Here is a 14,171-nt window from a genome sequence, read left to right on the forward strand (position 1 = left end):
GCAGGGCTGAGAGAAGACATGCCCGGATTTTGCATCACCCCGCGCGGGTGTGTATAGTTTTCTTTCGTTGCCCCAATAGCTCAGTCGGCAGAGCGTTTCCATGGTAAGGAAAAGGTCAAGGGTTCGATTCCCTTTTGGGGCTCTCGTACGAATTACGGTTCGTGCCTATGGCGGGGTAGCTCAGCTGGTTAGAGCGCACGACTCATAATCGTGAGGTCGCGGGATCGAGTCCCGCCTCCGCTACCACAATAAAAACCCCCGGTCAGACAGTTATCACAGTGTCTAACCGGGGGTTTCGTTCGTTGTGGCCGGAGATGAGTTCAGATGGAGGTTAATTCCCAACGCTGGACAGACTCGACTTGGTTGCGGAACACGCGCGAGGGTACGGCTCGCAGCGCGGCGTTTCGCCCGGTTACAAGGAGCGGGCTGCTTGCCTGGGCAAGGCGCCCCACTCTTCTAGACGCGAGGGCAATTCTATTAGCCCGCGGTCGGCGCAACAGATCATATGAATTCAAACGCTTGAATAGATCTGTGGATTCTACGTGTGGTGCGTCAGCAATATCGGCAAGGCAGTGGACAAGCTGGGCGGCATCTTCAATTCCGATGTTTCCGCCTTGGCCTAGATTGGGCGTCATTGCATGGGCAGCGTCGCCGATCAACACCGTTCGCCCGTGAATAAAGCTCTTTGGGGCGTTAGCTAATTCAAAGATAGGAAGGTACTGGATGTTTTCAGTCTGTGTGATTAGCTCGGCGACCGGAGCATGCCAGTCGCTGAATTCATCGAGAAGAGCGCCTCGTATGTCTGCGGGTCCCGTTGTGAGTTTCCCGCTTCGAGTAGCAAACCAGTACACCCTTCCGTCGGATAGGGGAGCGATGCCGAAACGCGCGCCATTGCCCCAGGTCTCGCCCGCCTCCCAATTGAGGGTCACAGGTTGATCTGTAATTCCTCGCCAGGCGCTGTAGCCTGCATATTTAACACCAGTGTCGAATGGCATGCATGAGCGAACGACGCTACGCAAGCCGTCGGCCCCTATCACCAAATCAAAGCTGTCGAAATGCCCATTAGCAGTGGTGATTTTCCCTGTTTCGGTAACTTTGATGACTGGGGCATTTGTACGCACGGAATCCATAATGACGGCTGAACTCAGGATAGCGTGAAGGTCGCTACGTTCAACGACTCTCAGACCTTCAATTTGGCCGGCTGGGACTCTTGTGAACCAGCTGCCGTTGGGAGAACGAAGGCCGCCCACGAACCGTGACGCGTACGGCACGTACTTTCCTTGATATGAAATGTCGGTCAGAGTTCGAACCCGAGCGCCGAGTCCTAAGTAATCGAGTGCTTTCATTCCGTTGCCAAAAATAGAGAGCCCAGAACCTCCGGGACGCATGTCATCTGACCGTTCGAAAATGGTGACATCGGCGCCGCTTGATTGTAGGCCCGCGCTCACGCATAGTCCTGTAATTCCAGCGCCTACGACCGCTATGCGCATTTGTTGTGCCTCTCTGTCACGCTTAACCAATCGGGTTTCTAGCTAGTGTACAAAGCAAGAATCACTCAAAGGCTAAGTTGGTGAGGGAGTACGTAGCTGACTACACAGATTTTGTCCGGTGGCTATCTTTGGTGTCTCCCCAAGGATTTCGGCCTCGCACGGATGTTTGTAAGCAACTAAGCAGATTCGTGCCTATGGCGGGGTAGCTCAGCTGGTTAGAGCGCACGACTCATAATCGTGAGGTCGCGGGATCGAGTCCCGCCTCCGCTACCACAATAAAACCCCCGGTCAGACAGTTATCACAGTGTCTGATCGGGGGTTTTGTCGTTCACGGGTGGCCCAAAACCTTTTAAAGCCAGTGTCGAGTGGCATGCACGAGCGAACGACGCTTCACAAGCCTTCGGCTCCTACCGCTAAGTGAAAGTTGTCAAGAGATCCGTCGGCAGAGGCGATGTTTCCATTTTCGGTTTGTTTTGTCGACTGGGCATTAGGGCGCACAGAATCCACTGTGATAGTTGGACTGAAAACATCGTGGGAGCTGCACGCTCAACGTTGCTCAGGCCGTCCTTGAGGGGGAAGCTGACTGCGCAGAGTTTATCTGGTGGCACCCAATGCAAAGCCACTCAAATGCTGACCTACTTCTTTGGCGTTCATGAATGCAGGAGGTACCCGCGAAGAAGGGTGGCCGTGCCAGACGTGTGCTCGATTGTGAGCCTTTCAGCGGCGCCTGTGTCGCCACTCAGTATGGCTGACAGAATAGCCTGGTGCTGTTCGTTTGCATGCGTGAGGTTTACAGAAATCATTGGGATGCTGTCGAGCAATGAATTGATGCGTTCACGTACGTCACTTACGGCAGAGATGAGAGACGGGATGCCTGAGACTTCTGCGATTGCAATGTGAAAGCGTGAGTCGAATTGTCGGTAGGCGTCTTCTTCGGCGCTCGTGCACGCGTTGCACGCTTCATGTAGGTGTCTTCGCTGGCCAGCTGAAAGAGTCGCCTCTGTTGCGAGACGAACTGCAGCCACTTCGATAACTTCGCGGAAACGAAGTGCATCGTCCAAATCTTCGGGTTTGACGCTCTTATGGCGCTCGTAGTCTGACGGTAGGCCCACGACTCGTGCGCCACCGTATCGGCCACGTGAAATCTCCAAAATACCAGTTGTTTGGAGCTCACCAAGAACATCGCGGAGTGTCGACCTTGAGACTCCCAGTTCAATAGCGAGGTCGCGTTCCGCTGGCAGTTTTTCTCCACGGATGTACTGTCCCAAGCTGATGCGGCGGAGCACTGTTGAGAGAGTTTCTTCAAAGATGTTGCGCCGAGAACTCTGGTGTGATTGCATACCTTTATTTTATGTTGTGTCGTTGGTTGCCGTCAGATTAAACCTGCAGGTGAAATCAGTATTCACTTGCAGGCCTATTGACATCGTATTGTGATGTATCTTACATTCATTGTCATTCAATGGATTGAAAATAAACCAATGCGGAGGTTTGAATGTCAAAGAAGATAGGCACCTCAACGGTTGAATCCGATTACCTCGCTAAACGACAGTTGCGAAAAGGCGCAGCGGGCTGGGTTCTTTTAGCAGGTTTGGGCGTCGCATATGTGATTTCGGGTGACTTCTCTGGGTGGAACCTGGGCCTGGCTCAAGGCGGTTGGGGAGGACTTGCAGTTGCTTTTGTCCTAATGGGCATCATGTATGTCTGCATGACACTCGGTTTAGCTGAACTGTCGTCGACTTTGCCGACCGCAGGTGCAGGTTACGGTTTCGCCAGACGTGCGCTCGGTCCGCTCGGCGGGTTCGTTACGGGAGCCGCAATTCTCATCGAATACACCATGGCGCCAGCAGCTATCTCGACGTTTATTGCGGGCTATGTTCGTGCCCTCGGCATACTTCCCGAGGCAGTACCGGCATGGTCGATCTACCTCGTTGCCTACATCATTTTTGTGGGTATTCACGTCTGGGGCGTGGGAGAAGCGCTCCGACTGATGTTCGTTATCACTGCGATTGCAGTCGTCGCACTGTTAGCTTTTGTACTAGGGATGGTATGGCACGTAGATGCCTCAAACATGTTCGACATTACTCCCGATGGTTCATTGGGATCAAGCGTCTACTTCCCCTACGGCGTATCTGGAATCCTTGCTTCGTTAGTGTTCGGAATCTGGTTCTTTCTCGCAATTGAAGGGGTTCCTCTTGCTGCTGAGGAATCAGCAAACCCTAAGAAGGATATGCCCCGCGGAATCATGGTTGCCATGGGCACGTTAGTCCTATCCGGTGCGCTGATGCTTATCATCGTCCCAGGTACGCTTGGAGCCAGCTCTGCCGGGGTTTCAGACAACCCGTTACCAGAAGCAGTGCGCTCAATTTACGGTAACAATTCGGTGCTCGCTACCTTTGTAAACTGGGCTGGCCTAGCTGGATTGGTAGCAAGCTTCTTCTCTATCATCTTCGCGTACTCGCGACAGCTTTTTGCCCTGTCTCGCGCCGGTTACTTGCCACGTTTTCTTTCGCTGACTGGTTCGAAGAAAACACCTTACTTAGCTTTGATCGTACCCGGCACGATAGGTTTCTCTCTCGCTGTTGTCACGGGAGGGACCGGAGGAATCCTCCTCAACGTGGCGGTGTTCGGTGCAACAGTCTCATATGTCTTGCTAAACCTGTCTCACATCGTTCTGAGATTCAAAGAGCCTCAACTGAAACGCGGATACCGAACTCCCGGAGGAGCTGTAACGACTTCGGTCGCTTTGGTGCTCGCCCTCATCGCAGTCGTCGCGACGTTCTTTGTGGATATCAAAGCCGCTGGTATTGCGGCTGGGGTGCTCATGCTCTTCATCGCATACTTCTGGTTTTACTCACGGCGCCACCTCGTTGCCAAAGCCCCGGAAGAGGAATTCTCGAGTATTTCTGAGGCTGAATCCAAATTGAACTGACGCAACCAATGAAACGTCATAACCCCGCAACATCGTGCACCACGTGTAGAGAAAACATGTACGGAAAGGAAACTTGAAAATGCAGATACCTACAAGCATCGGCGATTCGCAGCGTGTGTCAACAGGGTCAAATCCCGCTTCGTTTATTACAGAAGACGAGCTTCGTGTCCTCGTTGACGAGGGGGAAGTCGATACTGTCGTCATGGCTTTTACAGATGCCCAGGGGCGTCTTCAGGGAAAGAGATTAAGCGGACGTTTTTTCGTTGATGAAGCCATGCATCATGGATCTGAAGGTTGCAACTACTTGCTCGCTGTCGACGTCGACATGAACACCGTCGACGGTTACGAGATTTCCTCGTGGGCCAAAGGCTATGGCGACCTTGTTATGCGGCCCGACCTATCGACTATCCGTCGTATTCCGTGGCAACCGGGAACTGTTTTGGTTACGTGCGACATAGAATTGACCGATGGCAGTGTAGCGGAAGTGTCGCCACGACAAGTCCTTGCTCGTCAGGTGCGCCGACTGGAAGAACGCGGGATAAGAGCTTTCGCCGGAACTGAGCTCGAATTCATTAGTTTTGATACAAACTACGAAGATGCGTGGGCGCGTGGTTACCGAAACTTAACCCCTTCGAACCAGTACAACGTTGACTATTCACTTCTGGGAACCGCGCGTGTTGAGCCACTGTTGCGCGATATTCGCAACTCGATGGCAGGAGCCGGTATGTACGTGGAATGTGCAAAAGGTGAGTGCAATCTCGGGCAACACGAAATCACGTTTAAGTATGACGACGTCATACGAACGTGTGACAATCACGCTGTCTATAAGAACGGTGCAAAAGAAATTGCGGCTCAGCATGGTAAGGCCATTACTTTCATGGCGAAATACAACGAAGCTGAGGGATCAAGCTGTCATATCCATTTGAGCTTTCGTGACCTCGATGGTTCCCCGATCATGGCTGGAGACCGGGAGCACGGTTTTTCTAAGCTCATGGAGCATTTTATTGCGGGTCAAGTAGCTTGTATTGAGGAATTCACATATTTCTTTGCGCCGAACATCAACTCATATAAGCGTTATGTGGAAGGCTCGTTCGCACCAACAGCAATTGCTTGGGGGCTGGATAATCGCTCATGTGCGTTTAGGGTCGTCGGTTCTGGTGAGTCGCTCAGGGTCGAGGGGCGTGTTGGCGGAGCTGACCTCAACCCGTACCTTGCCGTTGCGGCAATGATCGCAGCGGGGCTTTACGGAATCGAAAACGAGCTCGAGATGCCAGCAGTTACAGATGGCAACGCGTATGTTCAAGGGTTGCGTCATCTGCCCACCTCCCTAAGAGATGCACGCGATTTGCTGGCGAACTCGGACAAGGCGCGTGAAGCATTTGGAAATGAAGTAGTAGAGCATTATGCGCATGCTGCGTCAGTTGAAGTGGAGCAATTTAGTGCGGCAGTGACTGACTGGGAAAGGGTGCGTGGATTTGAGCGCCTCTAGCAATTCTGCCGAAACATTACATGGCTCTGTGATGGGCGGCACGCGGCCGATTATCGGTATTACGACTTACCGTCAACCTGCTAGTTGGGGCGCCTGGAATGATGTTGAAGCGGCTTTGGTGCCAAGCGATTACGTTGGCATGGTCGCGGACGCCGGAGGGACTCCGATTCTTTTGCCTCCTGTAGGTAATGACGTGACGGTCCTCGATCGTGTTGACGGTCTGATTTTTTCAGGCGGTGCCGACATCGATCCACATAGATATGGTGCCGATCCGCACCCGTTGACGCGGCCACAACCTCACCGTGACGCGTGGGAGTTTCCTTTGTTGCAACAGGCGCTGACATTGCAACTTCCGGTCTTAGGAATATGTAGAGGAATGCAGCTCATTAATGTTGCGTTGGGAGGAACCCTTCACCAGCATCTTCCCGAGGTTGTTGGCCACACGAACTATCAGCCAGCTCCCGGAGAGTATGGAACGGCCGATGTCGTAACCAGAGAATCGACACTTGCACGTCAGATTCTTGGAAAGAGCGCCAGTGTCGCTTGTTACCACCACCAAAGTGTTGACAAGGTTGCGCCTTGTCTGCAGGTGACTGCCCAAGCTTCAGACGGAACAATCGAGGTTTTAGAGCCAGGCGAGAGCTTCCAGGGTGGTTGGTTGCTTGCTGTGCAATGGCACCCCGAACACACGCGCAAAGATATGCGAATTGTCTCTGGACTTGTGTCTGCGGCATCAAGAAGTGGGCGACGTGCGCACGCGCTTTCGGCCGCTGGCAACGAACGTGTGGTCAGCTGATTTGAAAATGAACGGAGTCCAATGAACACGTACACAGTCATTAACCCAGCAACCGAAGAAGCCATTCGTGAGGTCGAACTTGCGGATGAGCCCACAACAGATAGGGCTATTGTGGCCGCCCACGAGGCCTTTCAACGCTGGCGTCACACAGCGCCGGGGGAACGTGCGCGGTTGCTTCGGGCGTTCGCAGACAGTGTAGAAAATCATATCGATGAACTTGCAGACCTAGAGGTGGCAAATGCTGGTCACACAATTTCAAATGCTAGATGGGAAGCGGGGAACGTCCGTGATGTGCTGGAGTACTTCGCTGGCATGCCAGAGAGGCTATGTGGAAAGCAAATACCGGTAGAAGGCGGAATTGACATCACATTTCACGAGCCGCTTGGAGTTGTCGGTGTCATTGTTCCGTGGAATTTCCCTATGCCCATCGCAGCATGGGGGTTTGCGCCGGCCCTCGCTGCTGGTAATACCGTTGTGCTCAAGCCGGCTGAAGTGACTCCACTTACTGCGATGAGGTTAGGTGAGTTGGCGCTAGAGGCTGGTATTCCTGAAGGTGTGCTCACGATTGTGCCAGGTAAGGGGTCGGTCGTGGGAGGACGATTCGTGACTCATCCACTTGTGCGGAAAGTTGTTTTTACGGGATCGACAGAAGTGGGTAAACGCATCATGGCCGGGTGTGCCAGCCAGGTGAAGAACGTCACACTTGAACTCGGCGGGAAGAATGCGAATATTGTTTTTTCGGACGCGGACGTTGTGGCTGCCGCCAAGGCTGCACCTGGCGGAGTCTTTGATAACGCAGGACAGGATTGCTGTTCGCGGTCACGCCTTTTGGTGCACTCGGACATCTATGACGATTTCATGGCAGCGCTACAAGAGTCAGTTTCTGCTTTCACTTGTATGAACCCGCTGGACGAAGCTGCCGATATGGGTCCGTTGGTAACCGCAGCGCACAGGGACTCTGTAGCACAGTATGTGAACGAATCCGATGTCGCGTTTTCTGGGTCGTGTCCCTCGGGACCGGGTTTCTGGTTTCCTCCCACTGTTATTGAGGTGAATGACCTAAAAGCGCGACACTTTAACGAGGAAATATTTGGCCCGGTCCTTTCAGTGACACGTTTCACAGAAGAGCGGGAAGCCATAGAAATCGTGAACAATACAGACTATGGCCTTTCTGGATCGATCTGGACTTCAAACCTCGATCGGGCACTTCGCGTCTCGCGTGCAGTAGACGCGGGAAATCTCTCTGTTAATTCGCACTCGTCTGTGCGTTATTGGACGCCGTTCGGTGGTTTCAAACAGTCGGGACTGGGTCGCGAACTCGGACCCGATGCCGTCCAGGCTTTCACAGAAGAGAAAAACGTCTTTATCGCGTTCGAAGACAACTAATACATGGTTGACAACCATTAATCGTCAAATCATAGAAATTAGAAAGGTGAAAAATGAACAGTAGCATCGTCTCAAATCGGATGAAAGATAAAGTATGCGTCATTACCGGGGGCGCTTCTGGGATCGGCTTAGCAAGCGCAAAGCGCCTAGTTGCAGAGGGTGGCGTGGTTGTCATTGCGGACCTGGATGAGACTAAGGGGTCAGAGGTAGCAAACGAGCTGGGCGGCATGTTCGTAAAGACTAATGTCGCTGACGAAGACAGTGTGCGAAATCTCTTTAGCCAGGTTATCGAGCATTACGAACGCGTTGACGTTGCCTTTAACAATGCGGGCATTAATCCTAATGAAGATAACTCGGTTTTGACGACAGATCTTTCGGTGTGGGCGAAAGTTCAGACTGTGAATCTGACATCGGTGTACTTATGTTGCAAATACGCGCTTGAGCAAATGGTGAAGCAGAAGTCTGGGTCAATCATCAACACCGCATCTTTTGTTGCCCTTATGGGGGCAGCTACATCGCAGATTTCGTATTCAGCGTCGAAAGGTGGGGTACTGTCCATGAGTCGTGAATTGGGTGTGCAATTTGCGAAAAAGGGGATTCGTGTCAATGCTCTGTGCCCCGGACCAGTAAATACGCCGTTGCTCCGTGAACTGTTTGCGAAAGATCCTGTGCAAGCACAACGCCGTCTTGTCCACGTGCCTCGTGGCCGTTTTGGTGAACCAGAAGAAATTGCCGCCGCTGTCGCATTTTTGGCGAGTGACGATGCAAGTTTTGTGAATGCCGCGACGTTTACAGTGGACGGTGGTATTTCCGCCGCGTACGTTACGGCCGAATAGAAACGTGCGGTGCCGACCTTTACGGCTCGGCACCTCACAGTCGTCTGCTCTAGCGGCTAAAACAGTTCTGGCAGTTAGTGAGAAAAATGCACACGCGGATTGTGCTCATTGAGCACGAAAATGGGACCGGTCCACAGCGTTTTGGGCGTTGGCTCCAAGATGCAGGGGCTCAAACGGAGGTCATACGCCCGTACAAAGGGGAAAAGGTTCCTGAGCCGGAAACATTTCTGAAAGGAGGAGACGGGCTCATTGTTCTTGGAGGTGCGGCGAGTGCCTGCGAGGATGCCCAAAACCCGTGGTTTCGAGCTACAAAAAAACTACTTGTCGCTTCAGCGGAAGGTTACTTTCCGAGCCTTAATATCTGTTTGGGCGGGCAAATGCTTGCTGTTGCAACCGGTGGAGGCATACGAAAACGTCCGCACCCGCAGTATGGCGTATACACGATCACGCCACTTGCTCCATGCGAAGATGATCCCGTTTGGTCATGTCTCGCTCCATCGACGCCGGTAATCCTGTACCACGGCGACGAAATAATCTTGCCACAAGGTGCCACTCATCTGGCATCTGGATCAGACTCTCCCAATCAGTTGTTTCGAATCGGTAGGTGTGCCTGGGGAACTCAGTTTCACCCTGAATCTACCGGTAACCAGTTAGCCACCTGGTTCGCAAGCAACCAAGACGCTTCTGTGGGTTCCGCCGAAATTGTTCGTGCTGTTAAGGCGCATGAAAATGAAATCGAAACAGCAATGCGGCCAGTTGCAGAAGCATTCGTCAGATACTGTCGCGAGTTTCGCGAAGCACTGGTATAGCCGCATGCGCTCTGCAATGAGGCCGACCGTTGCGGAAGCTGTTGTGGCGAACGACTCATATTCGTGAGGTCGCGGGATCGAGTCCCGCCTCCGCTACCACACAAACAAGGTCAGCTCTAAAGTGAGCTGGCCTTGTGTGGTTTCTGGCCGAGGTGTGGAACAGAGAGTCTCGGCAGTCGAAGGGTCGCGCGTGCGGGTGTTCTGCGTTGGTAGACTCTGGATGCTCGGTTTCTCGAAATGTTTTTAGTCTTTGAGTGAATCAGCCGGTTGTAACTTTTGTGTCGTAACGCCGAGCAAAGCTGTTGATCTATCTTCTTGAGTTTCGTTTTGAGGAGCCCTCGCATGTCGTTCGCCCCTGTTCGTTTTGTGTCTGCCGCGACTCTTGCTGTCGCCCTGCTGGTCACCGGGTCGGTGGCCACATCTGCTCCAGCAGAAGCTGCTCCCCGCGCCAAAAAGTGCGCGGTCTCGGTGTCAAAAAAGAACCCCAAGCAATTCTCGACCACATCGGTGAACGTGTCGAAGGTTGGTAAGGAGGCTAAGGTTTCAGTCTCAGCCAAGTACAAGACCACCACTAACACCAAACGCACCGCTGCAAATTCCCGTGGAAAGGCAACGGTGAAGTACAACGTGTATGGTGCGACCCCTAATCGCAAGGTTAACGTGACAGTTGTGGCCACGAAAGGTAAGAGCCGTTGGGTATGCTCGACTTCGTTCACTCCGCGGAGGCGGTAAGAATCCCTTCTTGCTTTGAAAGCTGCCACGTTCGGATCCTCTCCGGATGTGGCAGCTTTGTTTTCGTCCAAACGCGTCGAATTCCCGCATGCGCTAGTGTTGGATCATCCCCAACTCAAAGGACAGAACATGGTAGCCACACTGTTCGTCGTAGATTACTTCCTCATCGGATTCATTGCGTTCGCAGTCCTTTTGGCGCTCGTGTTTATTGTGGGCGTGCTGCTCATCATTTTTGTTCTCCCCGGCAGATCCGCGGCTCGGCGTCGACGCGATCGCCGTAATTACCGTCGCCGCAAGCTCACTGAATTCGTGTTTGACGTCCTCGACCGCGGGTAGTCAAACGCCTCGTCTACGTCGTGTCGCTTTACTGTCTCACTCTGCGCAATAAAGGGGTGTGCATTCGCGCAATTCCGGCTTATACTAACCGAAACCTCGATTGCGTGACGTAGATCACTTAATGCCTGAAGGTTGCGCAACAGTCCAGCATTCATGGATTGCCTCACAGGGAGGACACGGTGACACCTGATGCAAAGCCGCCCACTGTCACAACACGATTTCGCCCGCCCACTCCCGTGCGAAATGAAGTTATTCGTGCCTCCCTGGTCGACCGCATCGACGCTATTGACCCTCGCTTCGTAGTCATCCACGCCCCAGCCGGATACGGGAAATCAACGCTTGCTTCTCAATGGCTTCGTATTCTCAACTCTCGCAAAAGGTGCACTGTCTGGCTGGGACTCGATGCAGACGACAACAACCCAGCATGGTTCCTGGCGCACTTAGGTGAGGCCCTAGCGCAAGTCATTAACACATCGGGCGTGGACATCCGCTCTGTCTACGAAGAGCACCCTGACGACGTCGAAAGGTGGGTCTTGCCCATCTTTATCAACCTCATCGAACAACAGCCACGCAAAGTAACCGTGGTTTTGGATGACTGGCACCTGGTAGACAATCCGCGCTGCCACGGCATTGTGGAATGGCTGTGCGAACATGCGGGGGAGCGCCTGCAACTGGTAATCACCACACGAGCACTCGCAGGACTGCCACTTGCACGTTTGCGCCTCACCGGACAGCTCTGTGAAGTGAGCGCCGACGAGCTTCGCTTTGACAGTTCAGAACTTGAAGCTTTCTTAGCCGACCAAAACACGCTTACCTTGGGCGGAAAAGAACGGAACCAACTCCTCACCGCCACGGACGGATGGGCGGCCGGCCTGCAGCTCGCAGTCCTCGGAATGCAACGCAACACAGACGTCGAAAGCTTTCTAGGAAACCTATCCAACCCGCACAGCGATATCACCAGCTACCTCACCAATTCGGTGTTTGATGAGCTGTCGAGTGAACGGTTGAACACACTGCTGATCCTCAGTGTTCCAGACAAAATAACAACTGAACTCGCTCACGTGTTACTTGACTCAGTTGACCTTCCTACCTGCGGAAATCTCGATGACATTCTGTACCGCATCGCCCAAGACAACCTTTTCCTGCAAGCCTTGGACACTGAAGCTGACTGGTATCGATTCCACCACATGTTCCTTGATCAACTGCGTCGCCGGTTTGCCCGCATCGACAATGAGCTTCTACAAGAGTTGCGGTTAACCGCCGCTCAATGGTTGAGCGACAACGGGCACCCGTCTGACGCTGTCAGCATGTGTTTAGCTGCAAACAACACTGAAGCAGCAGTCGCAAAAGTGCGCGAACATGCCATGACCCTGGTCGAACACTCCAGAATGTCCACACTTCTGGCTTTGTGCGCCAAACTCCCACCGTCCACTTACCAAACGGACCCAACAATCCAGTTCTCTTTAGCGTGGGCCAACTGTCTGCTCCACCGCGCTCGCGACGCCCAAACCAGTTTGGACCGGCTCGCGAACCAAGAGCTCGATCGGCCAGCCCGTATTGAATGGCGAGTTATTCAAGCGTGCATCGACATGTATGCGGACCATCCACGAGCCGGCCGTGACATCGAAGAAGAGTGTTTCGCACAAGCAGCAGAATTAAGGCCGTGGGTTGTTTCAGTGCTTGCCAATATCGTGGCTTTCAGACATTTACGCGCCCAACAGCCGAGCCTTGCCTTGAAAGTTCAGCAGTGGGCACGTCGCTTCCACGACGAAACTGTTGGCCCGTTCTCTGTGGTTTACGGCTACCTGTTTGAATCACTTGCGCTGAACGCTCAGGGTCATTCACATGACGCAGTTGAAACTGCTCGTTTAGCACTGCAGGTTGCAAAAGATCGAGCCGGAGATCTGTCACATGCGGCCAGACTCGCTGGCGCTGTCACGTCCTTTTTAAGCTGGCCACATGGATCCACAGAGCAAGCCGAGTCTTTAGCCCACGCATGTTGTGAGCTGGGAACCGAAGGGGGAGTAGTCGACTTCATGGCAGCCGGCTATTCGACACTAGCGAGGTTGCAATATGCAGACTCCAGGATCGAAGAAGCCAAAGCTACTTTAGACAACAGCATCGATGTGGCTCGCAAGCTTGAGCTGGTACGACTTGAAGCGCTCATGCACGCTGAACGTGCCTATTTGCGACTTCCTCAAGAGAAATCGGCCAGCTTATATACGGCATCTGAAACATGTTTACCGGTCCGCTTTGATGTAGCAGTACCGGCTGTGCTTGCGCAGGCGGTAAATGCCTTCAATGCGCGGCCGGATCACAAAGAAAACAGCACTTCAAGCGCGCAAGGCCATGAAAAACTCAACGCACAACTACAGCTTATGGCTGAGCACGCTCAGCGGTGTGGCAACGTGGCAGAAACGTCACTCATTCAAGCCATTGCGGGTCTGCTTGCAGAAAACTCAGACACACACGATCATCGACCAGAGCCACATGTGCCAGTCAACCTCCGCGGAATAGACCACCTGCTTCCACCGATCGCTGGCACACATATCGACGTCATTGAAACCACAGACGAAGCTGAATCACACACCCAGTCCTTACAGATGAGCGAACGTGAAACCCAGATCCTGCAACTCCTTGCCAGCGGAAAATCCAACCGGCAGATCGCAGACAGCGTTTTCTTAGGCGTCAACACAGTCAAGTGGCACCTCAAAAACCTGTATCGCAGGTTGGGAGTGTCCAACCGTGACGACTGCGTCAAAGTGGCACGACAACGGGGAATGGTCGCCTGAACCATTCCCCGTTGCACGCCTTTCCTACCCTTCGTTAACTGGATCCTTAGTTAGAGCGTTCTGGAACGTCGACGCCCAGCCACTCCGTGTAGAACGTGTCAATGTCCGGTTCGAAATCGTGGATCACCGGGTACCACGGAACCGGTGCTTCAACATCGAGCAGATCGCCTGAAGTCGGGTCGATGTACTCGCGGATGACCTGCCACTCTACTGATGGGGCCATGAGCTTTGGATAAAGCTCCTCCATCTTTTCTTGAGTGTCACGCACACGAATGAGAGCGTGCATCTTCCAGTTTTCGTTCCAGTTACAGAACACGTGCCCTGACCAGGACTTGATAACCCACCGCTTGTCATCGGGCTGCTGCACAATGAACAGTTTGGGACCTAAAGGCAGAATGATCTTGTCATCCCACGGAACCTGCTCCTGCAGAATCTCCACGTAGGTGAAAAACCGCTCATTGTCTTTAGGACGGGTGAGCATCTGCTGGTAGGTGTCATCGTCAATAGTGCCATTGATAAGGTCGCGAACCTTCTCCTTTGTAAAAGCCACGGCGTACTCCTTTGTCTAATTGGCTT

General features: G+C 53.1%; 12 protein-coding genes and 4 tRNA genes. 13 read left to right on the forward strand and 3 right to left on the reverse strand.

Going from position 1 to position 14,171, the window contains the following annotated elements; translation table 11 throughout:
• Positions 1-69: 69 nt before the first annotated feature.
• Both HMPREF0183_RS10400 and HMPREF0183_RS10405 read left to right on the forward strand, forming a co-directional pair.
• A tRNA-Thr gene (locus HMPREF0183_RS10400) sits at positions 70-142 on the forward strand.
• 27 nt (positions 143-169) lie between these two features.
• Positions 170-246 (forward strand) — tRNA-Met (locus HMPREF0183_RS10405).
• 74 nt (positions 247-320) lie between these two features.
• Here the strand turns inward: HMPREF0183_RS10405 and HMPREF0183_RS10410 are convergent.
• Entirely contained in the window at positions 321-1,490 is a 1,170-nt protein-coding gene (locus tag HMPREF0183_RS10410) for an FAD-dependent monooxygenase (RefSeq protein WP_005885850.1), read from the reverse strand.
• A gap of 196 nt (positions 1,491-1,686) precedes the next feature.
• On the opposite strand from HMPREF0183_RS10410, the gene HMPREF0183_RS10415 reads away from it, so the two are divergent.
• Positions 1,687-1,763 (forward strand) — tRNA-Met (locus tag HMPREF0183_RS10415).
• 377 nt (positions 1,764-2,140) lie between these two features.
• Here HMPREF0183_RS10415 and HMPREF0183_RS10420 read toward each other — a convergent pair.
• Positions 2,141-2,830 (reverse strand): FadR/GntR family transcriptional regulator, encoded by a 690-nt coding sequence (locus HMPREF0183_RS10420; protein WP_005885852.1) that lies wholly within the window; start codon positions 2,828-2,830, stop codon positions 2,141-2,143.
• 152 nt (positions 2,831-2,982) lie between these two features.
• Between HMPREF0183_RS10420 and eat the strand changes: the two genes are divergently transcribed.
• The 10 genes from eat (at position 2,983) to HMPREF0183_RS10470 (ending at position 13,595) form a co-directional block, all read left to right on the forward strand.
• Positions 2,983-4,419, forward strand: coding sequence for an ethanolamine permease (eat, locus tag HMPREF0183_RS10425; protein WP_005885854.1), 1,437 nt, complete (start codon positions 2,983-2,985; stop codon positions 4,417-4,419).
• 79 nt (positions 4,420-4,498) lie between these two features.
• Entirely contained in the window at positions 4,499-5,908 is a 1,410-nt protein-coding gene (locus HMPREF0183_RS10430) for a glutamine synthetase family protein (protein ID WP_005885856.1), read from the forward strand.
• Positions 5,889-6,704: a gamma-glutamyl-gamma-aminobutyrate hydrolase family protein gene (locus tag HMPREF0183_RS10435; RefSeq protein WP_245527159.1), complete on the forward strand. Its 816-nt coding sequence runs from the start codon at positions 5,889-5,891 to the stop codon at positions 6,702-6,704. The genes HMPREF0183_RS10430 and HMPREF0183_RS10435 overlap by 20 nt, the downstream gene beginning before the upstream one ends.
• Before the next feature lie 21 nt (positions 6,705-6,725).
• The gene (locus HMPREF0183_RS10440; RefSeq protein WP_005885860.1) at positions 6,726-8,090 is read left to right on the forward strand and encodes an aldehyde dehydrogenase family protein; all 1,365 of its coding nucleotides are present in this window, start codon (positions 6,726-6,728) and stop codon (positions 8,088-8,090) included.
• Positions 8,091-8,143: 53 nt separating this feature from the next.
• Entirely contained in the window at positions 8,144-8,926 is a 783-nt protein-coding gene (locus HMPREF0183_RS10445; protein ID WP_005885862.1) for a 3-oxoacyl-ACP reductase, read from the forward strand.
• 86 nt (positions 8,927-9,012) lie between these two features.
• Positions 9,013-9,735 (forward strand): type 1 glutamine amidotransferase, encoded by a 723-nt coding sequence (locus HMPREF0183_RS10450; RefSeq protein ID WP_005885864.1) that lies wholly within the window; start codon positions 9,013-9,015, stop codon positions 9,733-9,735.
• A gap of 31 nt (positions 9,736-9,766) precedes the next feature.
• A tRNA-Met gene (locus HMPREF0183_RS10455) sits at positions 9,767-9,830 on the forward strand.
• A 247-nt stretch (positions 9,831-10,077) separates the two neighbouring features.
• A complete protein-coding gene (locus tag HMPREF0183_RS10460) occupies positions 10,078-10,467 on the forward strand; it encodes a hypothetical protein (RefSeq protein WP_005885866.1) in 390 nt (129 codons plus the stop codon).
• 129 nt (positions 10,468-10,596) lie between these two features.
• Positions 10,597-10,803: a hypothetical protein gene (locus HMPREF0183_RS10465; protein WP_005885868.1), complete on the forward strand. Its 207-nt coding sequence runs from the start codon at positions 10,597-10,599 to the stop codon at positions 10,801-10,803.
• A 179-nt stretch (positions 10,804-10,982) separates the two neighbouring features.
• Complete coding sequence (locus HMPREF0183_RS10470) at positions 10,983-13,595, forward strand: LuxR C-terminal-related transcriptional regulator (protein WP_040349013.1); 2,613 nt, start codon at positions 10,983-10,985, stop codon at positions 13,593-13,595.
• 46 nt (positions 13,596-13,641) lie between these two features.
• On the opposite strand, the gene HMPREF0183_RS10475 is transcribed toward HMPREF0183_RS10470, so the two are convergent.
• Positions 13,642-14,145: an acetone carboxylase subunit gamma gene (locus tag HMPREF0183_RS10475; RefSeq protein ID WP_005885872.1), complete on the reverse strand. Its 504-nt coding sequence runs from the start codon at positions 14,143-14,145 to the stop codon at positions 13,642-13,644.
• Between the last annotated feature and the right edge of the window lie 26 nt (positions 14,146-14,171).

Source organism: Brevibacterium mcbrellneri ATCC 49030 (assembly GCF_000178455.1).
GTDB lineage: Bacteria > Actinomycetota > Actinomycetes > Actinomycetales > Brevibacteriaceae > Brevibacterium > Brevibacterium mcbrellneri.

Bases quoted from the DNA above. Each gene is read 5' to 3' on its own strand.
- HMPREF0183_RS10450 (WP_005885864.1), top strand. From the start codon at position 9,013: ATGCACACGCGGATTGTGCTCATTGAGCACGAAAATGGGACCGGTCCA.
- HMPREF0183_RS10410 (WP_005885850.1), bottom strand. From the start codon at position 1,490: ATGCGCATAGCGGTCGTAGGCGCTGGAATTACAGGACTATGCGTGAGC.
- HMPREF0183_RS10440 (WP_005885860.1), top strand. From the start codon at position 6,726: ATGAACACGTACACAGTCATTAACCCAGCAACCGAAGAAGCCATTCGT.
- eat (WP_005885854.1), top strand. From the start codon at position 2,983: ATGTCAAAGAAGATAGGCACCTCAACGGTTGAATCCGATTACCTCGCT.
- HMPREF0183_RS10430 (WP_005885856.1), top strand. From the start codon at position 4,499: ATGCAGATACCTACAAGCATCGGCGATTCGCAGCGTGTGTCAACAGGG.
- HMPREF0183_RS10445 (WP_005885862.1), top strand. From the start codon at position 8,144: ATGAACAGTAGCATCGTCTCAAATCGGATGAAAGATAAAGTATGCGTC.
- HMPREF0183_RS10460 (WP_005885866.1), top strand. From the start codon at position 10,078: ATGTCGTTCGCCCCTGTTCGTTTTGTGTCTGCCGCGACTCTTGCTGTC.
- HMPREF0183_RS10465 (WP_005885868.1), top strand. From the start codon at position 10,597: ATGGTAGCCACACTGTTCGTCGTAGATTACTTCCTCATCGGATTCATT.
- HMPREF0183_RS10420 (WP_005885852.1), bottom strand. From the start codon at position 2,830: ATGCAATCACACCAGAGTTCTCGGCGCAACATCTTTGAAGAAACTCTC.